Raw genomic sequence first — 13,337 nt, 5'->3', positions numbered from 1 at the left:
TACGCAGCCCAGCGCGAGCAAGCTCGCTCGCCACAGGGTTTCGGTTGTTCCAAGTCTTTCCTCATTGAGCAGGATTCCATGACTCCCTTGCCCGCACCTTTGCGCTGGCTGTATTCCCTTGAATGGCGCCGGGGGTTCTTCGACTGGGCGCGTAGCGATGGCGTGACCTGGGTTTACATTTTCAAGGTTTTGTTCGCGGCGTTTCTGACCCTGTGGCTGGCCATGCGCCTGGAGTTGCCGCAGCCGCGCACGGCGATGATCACCGTGTTCATCGTCATGCAACCGCAAAGCGGCCACGTGCTGGCCAAGAGTTTCTATCGCTTTCTTGGGACATTGGCCGGCTCGGCGGTAATGGTCGCGTTGATTGCCTTGTTTGCGCAGAACACCGAACTATTCCTCGGTTCGCTGGCGATCTGGGTGGGTATTTGCTCGGCTGGCGCGGCGCGCTATCGCAACTTCCGCGCCTATGGATTCGTGCTCGCCGGGTACACCGCCGCGATGGTTGGTTTGCCCGCACTGGCGCACCCGGACGGCGCGTTTATGGCGGCGGTCTGGCGGGTGCTGGAAATCTCCCTGGGGATCATTTGCTCCACGCTGGTCAGCGCCGCGATCCTGCCGCAATCCGCCAGCGCCGCCATGCGCAACGCCTTGTATCAGCGCTTCGGCGTGTTCGCGCTATTCGTCACGGATGGCTTGCGCGGTCGCAGCAAACGGGAGGCTTTCGAGGCGAGCAATGTGCGCTTCATTGCTGAGGCCGTGGGGCTGGAAGGGTTGCGCAGCGTCACAGTGTTTGAAGACCCGCACATGCGTCGGCGTAATGGTCGGCTCAGCCGCTTGAACAGCGAATTCATGGGCATCACCACCCGTTTCAACGCCTTGCACCAGTTGCTCGAACGCTTGCGCAGCAGCGGCGCCGATCACGTGGTCGCGGCAATCAAACCGGGTTTGCAGGATCTCGCCGAACTGCTCGATGGCTTCAGCGGCCGCGCCCTGACCAACGCCGATGCGGGCCGTCTGGTCATCGCGCTGAGCGCCTATAAAGAAGGTTTGCCGGTACGCGTTCGCAGCTTGCGAGCGGTTTTTCAGGAGAGCGACCCGAGCGACGCCGAGCAGCTGGATTTTCATACCGCATACGAGTTGCTCTATCGCTTCGTTGACGACTTGCACAGTTATGCGCAGACCCACGCGTCGCTGGCCGATCACAGCCATGCGCGCGAGCAATGGGATGAGCCGTTCACCCCGCAAACCAACTGGATGGCGTCGGCCGCCTCGGGGCTTCGCGCGGCATTCATTCTGGTGGTGTTGGGCAGTTACTGGGTCGCCACGGCGTGGCCGAGCGGGGCGACGATGACGCTGATTGCCGCCGCGACCGTGGGCCTTTCAGCGGCAACACCGAACCCCAAACGCATGGCGTTTCAGATGGCTTGCGGGACGTTCCTCGGGGCGCTGATCGGCTTCGTCGAGATGTTTTTCATCTTCCCGTGGATCGACGGTTTTCCGTTGCTCTGCGTGATGCTCGCACCGGTGATCGTACTCGGTTCGTTCCTCACTTCGCGGCCGCAATACGCCGGTGTCGGTCTCGGTTTGCTGATCTTCTTCAGCACCGGTTCGGTGCCGGACAACCTCACCGTTTACAACCCATACGCCTTCATCAACGACTACATCGCCATGGTGCTCGGCATGCTGGTGTGCGCAGCGGCCGGGGCGATCATCCTGCCGCCGAACAGCCGCTGGTTGTGGCGTCGGCTGGAACAGGATTTGCGCGGGCAAGTGGTGTACGCCATCAGCGGAAAACTCAAGGGTCTGGCGTCGAGTTTCGAAAGCAGCACCCGCGACCTGCTGCATCAGGCCTACGGTCTCGCGGCAGGGCAGCCGCAGGTGCAACGGGACTTGCTGCGCTGGATGTTCGTGGTGCTGGAAGTCGGCCACGCGATCATCGAGTTACGCAAGGAACAGGCGATCCTGCCGGTGCATCCGGCGTACGCCGAATCCCAACCGTGGCGTCAGGCGATCCGGGTGATGGGCCGCTCGCTGGTGCGGCTGTTTCTGCAACCGAGCCAGAGCAATCTGGAGCGCGGCCTGATCGCTGTCGATCACGCGATCAGCCGCGTGCAAGCCACCGACGAACCTTTCGCGCCGCACTTCGACACCTCGGCCTTGCGTCGGGTGGAGAGCTACCTGCACTTCATCCGCACTTCGTTGCTGGACCCGCAATCACCGCTCTCTGCTTATACAAAAGGACTTCAACATGCCGCGTGAAATCGCCTTCCACGGCGTGTACATGCCGACCATGACCCTGATGTTTTTCATCGCTGCCGCGCTGGCCTGGGCACTCGACCGGTTCCTGTCCGGGTTCGATCTGTACCGCTTCTTCTGGCACCCGGCGCTGCTGCGCCTGAGTCTGTTTACCTGTCTGTTCGGCGCCCTGGCACTGACTGTTTATCGTTGAGAACACCCTGATGAAAAAGCTTTTCAGCCTGCTCGCCACCCTGTTGGTGCTGGCCCTTGCGATGTGGATCGGCCGGACCCTGTGGGTGCATTACATGGACACGCCGTGGACCCGCGACGGCCGGGTGCGCGCCGACATTATCAACGTCGCCGCCGACGTCACCGGGGAAGTGGTGGACGTGCCGGTGCGCGACAATCAACAGGTGAAGAAGGGCGATTTGCTGATGCGGATCGACCCCGAGCACTACCGCATCGCGGTCAAACAGGCACAGTCGCTGGTGGCCTCGCGCAAGTCGACGTGGGAGATGCGCAAGGTCAACGCCCACCGCCGCGCCGACATGGACAACCTGGTGATCTCCAGGGAAAACCGCGACGACGCCAGCAACATCGCCGACTCGGCCCTGGCCGATTATCAGCACGCTCAGGCGCAGCTCGAAGCCGCCGAACTGAACCTCAAACGCACTGAAGTCCGCGCAGCGGTGGACGGTTACGTGACCAACCTCAATGTGCATCGCGGCGATTACGCGCGCATCGGCGAAGCAAAAATGGCCGTGGTCGACATGAACTCGTTCTGGGTTTACGGCTTCTTCGAAGAAACCAAATTGCCCCACGTGCGGGTCGGCGATAAAGCCGACATGCAGCTGATGAGTGGGGAAGTGTTGAAGGGGCATGTGGAAAGCATTTCTCGCGGCATCTACGACCGTGATAACCCGGAGAGTCGCGAGTTGATTGCCGATGTGAACCCGACCTTTAACTGGGTGCGTTTGGCGCAGCGGGTGCCGGTGCGGATTCACATTGATGAAGTGCCGGAGGGGGTGCTGTTGGCGGCGGGGATTACGTGTACGGTGGTTGTTAAGTAAACCGTTAGACCGAGTCGCGGCCTTCGCGAGCAAGCCCGCTCCCACATTAGATTTTCAGTGAACACGGAATATGTGTACGACGCAGATCAAGTGTGGGAGCGGGCTTGCTCGCGAATGAAGCGACTAGGTCTATCAGACATAAGACAAAGGTTCACTCCTTGCAAAACGTCTCATGCAAATGCCGCCAGATCAGCCTGCCGTCGGCGTCTTTCTCAAACACCACCGTCGACCGCCGATCAGAGTGCAACCCCGTCGCATCGGTCTGCTGCTCGCGATAACTCACAACCGCGCCACCCTCATACAGGGCAACACCGCGCAATTCACTGAGTTCGATCCTGAACCCGAGCTTCTTCCCGCCCGCCAACAAAAACAACTCATTCAGTGCCTCAAAATCCAGCACCCGCCCCAATGGCGAGATCATGGAAAACTGTGGCGAAAAGCGTGTCAGCAGTTGTTCAAGCTCTGATTCGTTTCGTTCCTCGGCCAACCACTGCTCGATGGCGACGTGGGCCTGGATCACTTCGTCGAAGTATTCGGTGTAGTCGGTCATGGAAGTTGCCCCTTCAGCCCGAACCGCTTCATCAACCCCGCCTCCAGCAGCCCTTTAGGCAATAACCCCGCCAGCAACGGCAACGCCCGACTGCCATTACCCAGACGAATCAGGCGCGGTGGTTTGCTCTGTTGCACGGCCTTGAGCAAACCGGCGGCAAATTCACTGGCCGGGGTCGGGTTGTCCTGCGAGGCCTTGGCCCGTGCGCGAATGCCGTCACGCAGTGGAAACCACGGCGATTGTTCGGTAATCAACTGCTCTGCCTCATGACCGGCATTCTTGGCAAAACTGGAAGCGATTGCGCCCGGCTGGACTTCCATGACCCGCACGCCAAACGGCGCCAGTTCCATGCGCAACGCATCGGTCAAGGCATGCACCGCCGCTTTCGAGGCGCAGTAGGCGCCGGCGAATGGCGTGACCAAAACCCCGGACACGCTGCCGATGTTCACCACCAGACCCTTGGCGCGACGCAGCACCGGGAACAGGGCGCGGGTGACGCCGACGATGGCGAACACATTGGTTTCGAATTGCCGCTGCATGGCCGGCACGCCGCCGTCGAGCAACGGCCCCATGGCGCCATAACCGGCATTGTTGATTAGCACGTCGAGGCCGCCATGTTGCTGGTTGATGCGCTCGCTCAAGTGTTCGAGTGCGACACCGTCGTTGACGTCCAGTTGCACGGCGGTGAAACCGGCAGCGGCCAGCGCCGCCACGTCTTCAGTCTTGCGGGCACTGGCCCAGACTTCGTAACCGGCACTTTTGAATACCTCGGCGAGGGCGCGGCCAATGCCGCTGGAACAACCGGTAATCAACGCAACGGGCATGGCGCGGTCCTTGTGCAAAAAGAGGAAGGGGTTTAATCGGAGAAGCTACCTTGCAAACGCTCGGCACGAAACTCCAGCGTTTGGGGACGATAGCCCGGGCGCAGCGGCGGCAGGGGCAAACAGTCTTCCCAGTTCGCGCCGGCCTGTAGTTCACCGGGGCCGCGATAGCGCGGTGCGGCGTATTGATTGTCGGCCAGGTTGACCGTGTCGCCCGGCGCATACGCGGCGACGCGCCAGCGCAACTCGGTCAGCGGCACGTCGTTGCCGTTGTTCATTGTCAGATGCAACGGCCGGTCCGCCGGGCACTGTTCGGGCGCATAAGTGATGCGCAACTCCAGGCGCGCCAGTTGCTTGACCTCGCGGTTGTCCATCCAGATCACCCACGTTGCCACCACACCCAATCCGATGGCGGCTGCCACAGAGACGGGCAATGCCTTGGTCGGGTAGCGCAGCAACAAAATCAGCCAGGTGATGACCAGCAGGACGCCGATGAACATGTTTGAACGCTCCTTGAACTCATGACCACCATCCTACCGAAGGGCCGAAGGAATGGACATTCGTCGATCAAGGTCTGTTGCCGTTGGTCGGCACTGTTATTTCTGACAGTAGCCTGGCCTGCACCGAAACGGTTAGATGACTGCTGGCAAACAGGGACGCGACCGGCATGCAGGCCTCGACGATGGGAATGCACCACAAAACACCCGGATTGTCCGTTGTCGACCCGCGTGGTCTGCCGATCCGTTCGGTTGATTATTGGCGTGCTGTCGAAGGTGACCTCACTCAGGCACGCATCAATCGCACCTTTTACGATGCCGCAGGACGTGCGGTTGAACAGTGGGATCCACGGCTTTGGGCGCTGAAACAAGAAGAACCGCTGACTAGTGCCAACCTCACGACGGTGTTTTCGCTGTCGGGTAACGCGTTGTTCACTGGCAGCGTTGATGCCGGTTGGCAGCTCACCCTGCCAGGTCTGGGCAATGAGGTTTTGCTGGGATGGGACAGCCGAGGTACGCACCGTGAGAGTGAGTACGACGACTTGCTTCGTCCGTTGGTGGTGTACGAGCAAGGCGCGACTGAGCCGCGAAGGTCTGCTGAACGCATGGCCTATGGCGGTCCCGATCATGGCGAGCAGAATCAATGCGGGCAGTTAATCCGTCATGACGACCCCGCCGGGACGGTGCTGTTTGAGGCATTTTCAATCACCGGCCAATGCGTGAAGCAAATCCGTCACTTCACCCTGGAACCTGTTGCACCTGACTGGCCGGCGTTGGAGGCCGATCGCCAGCGGCTGCTTGAGCCGGGCGAGGGCGCCATCTCGACGTGGAATTTCGGTCCGCTCAATGATGTGCTGGAACAGATCGACGCCAAGGAAAACCGCCAGACCTTCAGGCTGACCCTTGACGGTCGTTTGCGTGAGACGCGTCTGCAACTTCAGGGACTGACCACCTGGCAAACGCTGGTCAGCGATATCCAGTACAACGCCGAGGGAAAAGTTGAACGGGAAGTGGCGGGTAACGATGTACAAACGACCCTCAAGTATTGCCCTGAAAACGGGCGCCTGACGGAGCGACAGGCGTACAGCGACCGTACCGGGACGTTGCAGCATCTGATTTATCTTTATGACCGAATGGGCAACGTCCTCAGCATCGAGGACAAGGCACTGCCGGTGCGTTACTTCGCCAACCAGCGTATCGAGCCCATCAGTCGCTTTATCTACGACAGCCTTTCCCAATTGATCGAGGCGTTCGGCTGGGAGGCGGGCAGCGCCAATCAGGGACCGGCATCTGTGGGGCGGGTTGATCCGGCGGCAGTCAGCAACTACCGCCAGACCTACAGTTATGACGAGAGTGGCAATCTGCGGAAACTGACGCACGTCGGCGCACAGGGACCTGGACGTGAGGTGAAGGCCGCGCGTGACAGCAATCGCTGTCTGCCCTGGCGCGACGGCGTGCCGCCCACCGAGGAAGCAATCGCCGCTGCGTTCGACACTCGGGGCAATTTGCTGGAGCTGGATCAGGGACGGCTCCTGAGGTGGGATTTGCGTAACCAGTTGCAGTCGGTCAGTCCGGTTGAGCGCGTCTCCGGGCTCAATGATCGGGAGGCCTATGTCTACGATGGCGGTGGTCAGCGCGTGCGCAAAATCCGCTCACTGAATACCAATGCCCGCACGGTGGTGGCCGAAGTACGTTATTTACCGGGAGTAGAAATTCGCACCGACAGCGGCACCGGAAAGGTGCTACAGGTCATCACCGCGCAGGCGGGGCTCAATAGTGTTCGGGTGTTGCATTGGGAAACCGATCCGCCGCCCGGCGTGAGCAACGGTCAGTACCGTTACAGCCTGGTTGATCACTTGAACTCCTGCTCGCTGGAGCTCGCCGACGATGCGCGAATCATCAGCCGGGAAACCTATTACCCGTTTGGTGCAACCGCCTGGTCTGCCGGTCCGAACGACACCGATGGGGATTACAAAACCGTTCGCTATTCGGGTAAAGAGCGGGATGCGACGGGGCTTTATTACTATGGATTTCGGTTCTATATATCGTGGTTACAGCGTTGGTTGAATCCCGATCCTGCCGGGGCAATCGATGGTCTTAATTTTTATCGAATGGTCCGCAACAACCCGTTGACGTTTTTTGACGAGTTGGGAGAGGAGCCGCAGTCCGAGTCCTCATTGACCACCGCGCCCGGTATTTTTAATACGTACAAGAAGGGCTACAGCGAAACGGATAGAAATCTTCCCTTCAAAATGATGGACGACATCACCAATAACAAACTGAAGTTCAAAACAGTAAAAGCACCATCCAGCATGCTTGAAAAAACTCAAACCAAGCGCTTCACATTGAGGCATTACTCCGTTTCCGGAAGTAAAGGCGATACACCACCCTTTACGGAGATAGCGTCAAATTTTTCGCTGGTCCATAAAAACGTAAAGACGTTGGGCGGGAAAGGTGGGAATACAAACGAGAAGGACTGGACGAAGGCAGGAAATAGCGCTTTTACCTTCTTTCTGCTGGTAGTAGACGGCGAGGTAAACGAACGCAGGTTCCTTAACTCAATGACTCATTTCGCCGAATACGATATTGAGGATGACAAGGCAATGGAAGCTGCATTGGGGCCAGGTTTCGAAACTGTGGAGTTTTTTGCTTCCCCTGATGTACTGGACCCCAAGCATTCCTCGAACCTGGCTACTGTTCCGATGGTGAAAGGGCGGTTGAAAGATTTGAAGGCTCTGCTGTTGGGTAATTCCGGAATTTCTCCCGTACAGGTAGGAAGAATGGATTCACGCTCGTTGCTCAATAGTATCGATGGTGCGTTTGGGGGAAGTCTCGAGATCAAGATACCGGGTACGGTAAAAGTTAAAACATGGAATAAAAAAACAACAACGTCGTCCGTTGCGAAAAACGCAGCATGATCATGCAAAAAAGCCCCCGCCCAACCCGCTGCGGATAGGGAAACGCAGCGGGTCGGACGGGGGCTTCTTGTGTTACAGATCAATCACTGCGCGATGGTTTTCACCGACACGCCGCGTTCGATCGGGTTGGAGCGACCGTAGATATCTTCAAACCGCTCGATATCGTCTTCGCCCAGGTAGCTGCCCGATTGCACTTCGATGATTTCCAGGGAGATCTTGCCCGGATTGCGCAAGCGGTGGACCGAGGCGATCGGGATGTAGGTCGACTGGTTTTCAGTGAGCAGGAACACGTTTTCGTCGCAGGTCACTTCAGCAGTGCCGCTGACCACGATCCAGTGTTCGGCGCGGTGGTGGTGCATCTGCAGCGACAGGCACGCGCCCGGTTTGACCGAGATGCGCTTGACCTGGAAGCGGCCGCCCATGTCCACCGAGTCGTAGGAGCCCCACGGACGATAGACTTCGCAGTGAGTCTGGGTTTCGCTACGACCCTGCTCGTTGAGGGTGTTGACCATCTGTTTCACGCCTTGGACCTTGTCCTTGTGGGCGATCATCATGGCGTCCTTGGTTTCGACGACCACGATGTTTTCCAGGCCGATCACCGACACCAGTTTGCCGTTGCCATGGATCATGCAGTTTTTGCTGTCCTGAATGACCACATCGCCTTTGGTGACGTTGCCGTTAGCGTCTTTTTCATTCACTTCCCACAGCGACGACCAGCAGCCGACATCGCTCCAGCCCGCGGTCAGCGGTACAACGCAGGCGCGCTGGGTTTTTTCCATCACCGAGTAGTCGATGGAATTGTCCGGGCAGCAAGCGAAGGTGGCGGGGTCGATGTCGACCGTGTCGGCATCCTGCTCGCTGCGTTCCAGGGTCAGCACGCAGGTGTCGTAGATGTCCGGATCGTGTTTTTTCAGCTCTTCGAGGAAACGGCTGGCGCGGAACAGGAACATGCCGCTGTTCCAGAAGTAACCGCCGGACTCGACGAACTCGGTGGCGCGCTTAACGTCCGGTTTTTCGACGAAGTGCGAGACGCGGCTGACGCCTTCGGGCAGCAGCGAATCATTGGCCGACTTGATGTAGCCGTAGCCGGTTTCCGGTTTGGTCGCCGGTACGCCGAACAGCACCATTTCGCCGTTTTCTGCAGCGACGGTGGCCAGGGCCAGCGCGCGTTGCAGGGCTTTCTGATCTTCCAGCACGTGGTCGGCTGGCAGCACCAGCATCAACTCGTCGCGACCTTCGTTGACTAGCATCAGTGCGGTCAAGGCCACGGCCGGCGCGGTGTTGCGGCCGAACGGTTCCATCAGGATGCGCTGCACGTCCAGTTTACGGGCGCCCAACTGCTCGTTGACGATGAAACGGTGTTCCTTGTTGCAGACCACGATGGGGGTGTCCATGCCTTCGAACACCAGGCGTTCCAGGGTTTGCTGGAACAGTGTTTGTTCGCCGGTCAGGGCGAGGAATTGCTTAGGAAACTGTTTGCGCGAAAGCGGCCAAAGACGTGAGCCACTACCACCTGACAAGATCACCGGAATCATGTTGTTACTCCTTGAAAATCGTATGGGTCAGAGCTACTGCGTTCTGTCGTTTCACTCTTGTTCTTATTCCGTGTCCGGGTAGCCCATGGGCTACCCGACAAAATGATTAGCGCGTCGACACCGGGCGTTTTACCCAGACTGGCGACAGGCTGCTGCCGCTGCCGGTGACGTACAGCACCGCGGCTTCGCCTCGTTCCAGGGCAACCGGCTTCACGTCGCCGACCTTGGTGGCGCCGTCGTACAGTGCCAGGCTGACTTTCACCGGGTTGATTTCACGCTCGCCACGGCCTTTGGCCGCCACGGTCGGAACCACTTCAGTCTTGCCGTCAGCGGTTTTCAAGGTCAGGGCCTTGTCGCTGAGGTTCTGCACGCGAACCAGGGATTTCTGCTTGTTCTTGAACGGCGGCTCTTCGATCAGTTGCGGTGCGCCGCTGGCGTTGTTGACCAGGGTGTAATAGTGGTCACCGGCCAGTTTCACCGGCAGGGACTGGCTACCGACCTTGGCGCTGTAGTCGCCGCCCGGCATGAAGCTGAAGTCAGTGCTGGACAGCGGCGCGACTTCGGCCAGGTTGGTGGTGCCGACGGTGGCGCTGACTTCAGCGTTACCGGCGTTGTAGACACGCACGAAGCTCGAACCTTTCGGTGCGGTCGGGCCGTAGAGCGCGGAGTCACCAGCGGCGAAAGCGTTCATGGAAAGGACGCTGAAGGTCGCGGCCAAAGCAAAGGTCTTGGCGAGACGGCGAGGAGTAGTAGTGAAAGTCATGGTGTACCTCTCTTTCAGTTTTGCGCCCGGTCGGGCGTCTCGGATTTAGTGTTTGCGGCTACGTTTTGTTGGCGAACGCCGGCTTCTTTGAGCTCTGCGACCCACTGCGGGTCGGCGTCACCGATTTCGTTGTTCACAGGCAGATAACGTTCAGGAAACTCCCAGATCAGCACCTGTGGCGGGCTGTTCTTGAAAGCATCACTTTTCAAATAGCTGAGCATCGGCAGAATCGGGCCGTGGCCGTCTTCGGCGTAATTGACCACGTCGCTGTTCAGCGCTTGTTTCAGCGCACCGACGAAGTTCCAGTTGGGGTTGGCGCTGTAGCTGGTGCCGATCAGGGCCACCGGCACTTCAGTGTTGGCGAACAGGGCGTCATCAGCGGCAGGCTGGTCCTGCGCCGCAACGGTGTTGCGCTTCTGCAACGGCTCAGTCTTGGGCATCAGGTTTTCGAACAGCGGGTCCAGCGGCAGGAACAACCGCAGGTCGCCCTTGTGCGTCACCTTCTCCGCAGGTTCAGTGACGAAGTGTTGCGGCTCGCCGCTCAGCGGGGCTTTTTCGGCGATGGTTTTGGCCAGGGCCTCGGCAGCGATTTGCGCGCCTTCCGGGGTCCAGTGAGTGTCGGTGCGCAGGAACACTTGCTGACCGTTCAGCTTGGCTTTCAGCATCGGGCCGAACAGGTCGGGAGCGAGGATCTTGTTGGCCGCCACACGAGCGTGGAAGTCCTCATAGAGGTTGGCGTGGATGCTCGAAGGCTTCACTTCACCCAGGTGTTCCGGGTACAGGCGAGTCTTGGCCGGCACGATCGCCATGACCAGTTTCACGCCTTTGGCTTTCAGTTCCTGGCGCACGCCTTCAACCAGCGCGTAGTTGCCTTGCAGGTTCAGCTCTTCGTTGACGATCGGGTTGAATTCCTCATCGCTGTACAACCACTGATCGCGGCCGAGCACGACGCCCGGACGACCTTCGTTGAACAGTTTGAAATCCAGCGCAGCCCAAAGGTTGGTGCCCAGGCGCTTGATCGGGAACTCGTCGTCGTAATGCGTTTCCACGGCTTTGGTCCAGCGGCCGTTGAGCACCGTCGTTTCGGCAGAGGTACTGAAGCCGAGGAAACTGCGCGTGGACCACACGCCAAGGACCAACAGCGTCACCATGAACAGGGCGATGTAGAGGATGCGTAATGAGCGGGTCATAGTCAGATCCCTCAGAACTGGAAGTAAAGGAACGGCGAGAAGCTTTGCGCCGAGAGTTTGAAAATCGAGGCGATGAACAGCACCAGTACCAGCGTGCGCATCACGTAACGAGACCAGTCCGCAGTCCAGTAGGCCGGTTGCACAGTCGCTTCAACGCCGACGGTGTAGCCAGGCTGGTGGATGCTGCCCGGGTTGTCGCCCGGTACGGCTTTGATCATTCCAGGTGTAGCGGCAGCCGGGCCATCGGCCTCGATGTTCACAACAGGCTTGGTCTTCTCAGGCGGCAGGTTGCTGTAGAAGTCGCGAATGCCGAAGAACGCCAAGGTCATGTAAGCCACCACCAGAGTCGCTACTTGCAGGCCGGTGAGGCTGGCCGCGTTGAGTTCCGACAGTGACCATTCGCCGAAGCTGAACATTGCGCCGTACATGCGACCGGCGACGTGCAGGTTTTCCGAGCGGAAGATCACCCAGCCCATGACCACGAGCAGGAAGGTCAGCGCCCAGCGGATCGGGTTGATGCTGCGCGGCGAGGTGTTCAGGCCGAGGGCTTTTTCGATTGCCAGCCACATGCCGTGCCAGGCGCCCCAGACGATGTACGTGATGTTCGCGCCGTGCCACAGACCACCGAGCAGCATGGTCAGGAACAAGTTGCGATAGGTCATCAGCGTACCTTTACGGTTACCGCCCAGCGTGATGTACAGGTAGTCACGCAACCAGGTGGACAGGCTGATGTGCCAGCGACGCCAGAACTCGGTAATCGACTGGCTGATGTACGGCTGTTTGAAGTTTTCCATGAAGCGGAAACCCATCATCAAGCCCAGGCCGATCGCCATGTCGCTGTAACCGGAGAAGTCGAAATACAGCTGCGCGGTGTAGGCCAGCGCGCCGAGCCAGGCATCGCCCGTGGTCGGGTTCTGCAAGGCGAAGCAATGGTCGGCCACGACCGCCAGGGTGTCGGCGATGAAGACCTTCTTGATGAAGCCCTGCATGAATCGCGTCGCACCTTCGGAGAACTTGTCGAGGGTGTGGGTACGATTGTTGAACTGGTCGGCGAGATCGCGAAAGCGCAACACCGGACCGGCAATCAGGTGCGGGAAGATCGCCACGAAAGCGGCAAAGTCGATCAAATTGCGGGTCGCCGGCGTGTCACCACGGTAGACGTCGATGATGTAGCTGATGGACTCGAAGATGTAGAACGAGATCCCGATCGGCAACAGCACGTGGGTCAGGATGAACGGCGACAGACCGACGGAGGTCATCATCGCGTTGATGCTGTCGACGCCGAAGTTGGCGTACTTGAAGTAGCCGAGAATGCACAGGTCGACGGCCACGCCCAGGAGCAACCAGCGTTGTGCCGGTTTGGTCCGAACGCCTGCGGCACCGACTTTGAGGCCGATCCAGTAGTTCCACAGGGTGACGGCTGCGAACAGCGCAAGGAAGTCCACACGCCACCAGGCATAGAACACGTAGCTGGCGATCAGCAGCAGCAGGTTGCGATAGCGCGTTCCGCTTAAGTAGTACATGCCGAGAAAGATCGGCAAGAACAAAAACAGGAACACGTTGGATGAAAATACCATCCCGGTCTCTCCATGTTTAACCAACAGTCAAGGGCCGCAGCCCCCCCAAACCCCCCACCGAAAACCGGAGGGCGTAACACACAAAACTCAAACTCGACACTGACCCTGTGGGAGCGGGCTTGCTCGCGAAAGCGGTGTATCAGTCGACATCATTGGTGAATGTCAGACCGATTTCGCG

General features: G+C 59.1%; 11 protein-coding genes. 4 read left to right on the top strand and 7 right to left on the bottom strand.

Annotated elements, in window-relative coordinates; all coding sequences use genetic code 11:
* The first annotated feature begins 78 nt into the window (after nucleotides 1–78).
* Genes ACSQ87_RS26930 through ACSQ87_RS26920 form a run of 3 tightly spaced genes read left to right on the top strand, consistent with a single transcriptional unit; the run spans nucleotide 79 to nucleotide 3,308 of the window.
* The gene (locus ACSQ87_RS26930; RefSeq protein ID WP_223429808.1) at nucleotides 79–2,259 is read left to right on the top strand and encodes an FUSC family protein; all 2,181 of its coding nucleotides are present in this window, start codon (nucleotides 79–81) and stop codon (nucleotides 2,257–2,259) included.
* Nucleotides 2,249–2,449 (top strand): DUF1656 domain-containing protein, encoded by a 201-nt coding sequence (locus ACSQ87_RS26925; RefSeq protein ID WP_007896379.1) that lies wholly within the window; start codon nucleotides 2,249–2,251, stop codon nucleotides 2,447–2,449. The genes ACSQ87_RS26930 and ACSQ87_RS26925 overlap by 11 nt, the downstream gene beginning before the upstream one ends.
* A gap of 10 nt (nucleotides 2,450–2,459) precedes the next feature.
* Nucleotides 2,460–3,308 carry an efflux RND transporter periplasmic adaptor subunit gene (locus ACSQ87_RS26920; RefSeq protein ID WP_436274756.1) on the top strand — a complete coding sequence of 283 codons (849 nt, stop codon included), beginning with the start codon at nucleotides 2,460–2,462 and terminating at the stop codon, nucleotides 3,306–3,308.
* A 151-nt stretch (nucleotides 3,309–3,459) separates the two neighbouring features.
* On the opposite strand, the gene ACSQ87_RS26915 is transcribed toward ACSQ87_RS26920, so the two are convergent.
* The 3 genes from ACSQ87_RS26915 to ACSQ87_RS26905 are packed head-to-tail and all read right to left on the bottom strand — an operon-like array spanning nucleotide 3,460 to nucleotide 5,179.
* Entirely contained in the window at nucleotides 3,460–3,858 is a 399-nt protein-coding gene (locus ACSQ87_RS26915) for a DUF4440 domain-containing protein (RefSeq protein WP_223429806.1), read from the bottom strand.
* Complete coding sequence (locus ACSQ87_RS26910) at nucleotides 3,855–4,682, bottom strand: SDR family oxidoreductase (RefSeq protein ID WP_436274755.1); 828 nt, start codon at nucleotides 4,680–4,682, stop codon at nucleotides 3,855–3,857. The genes ACSQ87_RS26915 and ACSQ87_RS26910 overlap by 4 nt, the downstream gene beginning before the upstream one ends.
* Before the next feature lie 32 nt (nucleotides 4,683–4,714).
* Nucleotides 4,715–5,179: a multidrug transporter gene (locus tag ACSQ87_RS26905; RefSeq protein WP_223429804.1), complete on the bottom strand. Its 465-nt coding sequence runs from the start codon at nucleotides 5,177–5,179 to the stop codon at nucleotides 4,715–4,717.
* A 167-nt stretch (nucleotides 5,180–5,346) separates the two neighbouring features.
* Between ACSQ87_RS26905 and ACSQ87_RS26900 the strand changes: the two genes are divergently transcribed.
* On the top strand, nucleotides 5,347–8,094 hold the full coding sequence (locus ACSQ87_RS26900; RefSeq protein WP_436274754.1) for an RHS repeat-associated core domain-containing protein: 2,748 nt from the start codon (nucleotides 5,347–5,349) through the stop codon (nucleotides 8,092–8,094).
* Between the two features lie 83 nt (nucleotides 8,095–8,177).
* Here ACSQ87_RS26900 and ACSQ87_RS26895 read toward each other — a convergent pair whose 3' ends face one another.
* The 4 genes from ACSQ87_RS26895 to ACSQ87_RS26880 all read right to left on the bottom strand — a co-directional run bounded on the left by ACSQ87_RS26895 (nucleotide 8,178) and on the right by ACSQ87_RS26880 (nucleotide 13,159).
* Nucleotides 8,178–9,629 (bottom strand): mannose-1-phosphate guanylyltransferase/mannose-6-phosphate isomerase, encoded by a 1,452-nt coding sequence (locus ACSQ87_RS26895; protein WP_223429803.1) that lies wholly within the window; start codon nucleotides 9,627–9,629, stop codon nucleotides 8,178–8,180.
* 106 nt (nucleotides 9,630–9,735) lie between these two features.
* On the bottom strand, nucleotides 9,736–10,392 hold the full coding sequence (locus ACSQ87_RS26890) for an alginate O-acetyltransferase AlgF (protein WP_223429802.1): 657 nt from the start codon (nucleotides 10,390–10,392) through the stop codon (nucleotides 9,736–9,738).
* A 14-nt stretch (nucleotides 10,393–10,406) separates the two neighbouring features.
* The gene (locus ACSQ87_RS26885) at nucleotides 10,407–11,582 is read right to left on the bottom strand and encodes an alginate O-acetyltransferase (RefSeq protein WP_436274753.1); all 1,176 of its coding nucleotides are present in this window, start codon (nucleotides 11,580–11,582) and stop codon (nucleotides 10,407–10,409) included.
* A gap of 11 nt (nucleotides 11,583–11,593) precedes the next feature.
* The gene (locus tag ACSQ87_RS26880; protein ID WP_436274752.1) at nucleotides 11,594–13,159 is read right to left on the bottom strand and encodes an MBOAT family O-acyltransferase; all 1,566 of its coding nucleotides are present in this window, start codon (nucleotides 13,157–13,159) and stop codon (nucleotides 11,594–11,596) included.
* Nucleotides 13,160–13,337 lie beyond the last annotated feature (178 nt).

The organism is Pseudomonas sp. LjRoot277 (assembly GCF_964253845.1).
In the GTDB taxonomy this organism is placed as follows: Bacteria; Pseudomonadota; Gammaproteobacteria; order Pseudomonadales; family Pseudomonadaceae; genus Aquipseudomonas.
The sequence above is the reverse complement of the archived record's forward strand: the minus strand, read 5'-3'. Positions and strand labels throughout refer to the sequence as shown.

What these genes read in the sequence shown, in the direction of transcription:
- ACSQ87_RS26930 (WP_223429808.1), top strand. Translation starts at nt 79, where the DNA reads ATGACTCCCTTGCCCGCACCTTTGCGCTGGCTGTATTCCCTTGAATGG.
- ACSQ87_RS26925 (WP_007896379.1), top strand. Translation starts at nt 2,249, where the DNA reads ATGCCGCGTGAAATCGCCTTCCACGGCGTGTACATGCCGACCATGACC.
- ACSQ87_RS26920 (WP_436274756.1), top strand. Translation starts at nt 2,460, where the DNA reads ATGAAAAAGCTTTTCAGCCTGCTCGCCACCCTGTTGGTGCTGGCCCTT.
- ACSQ87_RS26915 (WP_223429806.1), bottom strand. Translation starts at nt 3,858, where the DNA reads ATGACCGACTACACCGAATACTTCGACGAAGTGATCCAGGCCCACGTC.
- ACSQ87_RS26910 (WP_436274755.1), bottom strand. Translation starts at nt 4,682, where the DNA reads ATGCCCGTTGCGTTGATTACCGGTTGTTCCAGCGGCATTGGCCGCGCC.
- ACSQ87_RS26905 (WP_223429804.1), bottom strand. Translation starts at nt 5,179, where the DNA reads ATGTTCATCGGCGTCCTGCTGGTCATCACCTGGCTGATTTTGTTGCTG.
- ACSQ87_RS26900 (WP_436274754.1), top strand. Translation starts at nt 5,347, where the DNA reads ATGCAGGCCTCGACGATGGGAATGCACCACAAAACACCCGGATTGTCC.
- ACSQ87_RS26895 (WP_223429803.1), bottom strand. Translation starts at nt 9,629, where the DNA reads ATGATTCCGGTGATCTTGTCAGGTGGTAGTGGCTCACGTCTTTGGCCG.
- ACSQ87_RS26890 (WP_223429802.1), bottom strand. Translation starts at nt 10,392, where the DNA reads ATGACTTTCACTACTACTCCTCGCCGTCTCGCCAAGACCTTTGCTTTG.
- ACSQ87_RS26885 (WP_436274753.1), bottom strand. Translation starts at nt 11,582, where the DNA reads ATGACCCGCTCATTACGCATCCTCTACATCGCCCTGTTCATGGTGACG.
- ACSQ87_RS26880 (WP_436274752.1), bottom strand. Translation starts at nt 13,159, where the DNA reads ATGGTATTTTCATCCAACGTGTTCCTGTTTTTGTTCTTGCCGATCTTT.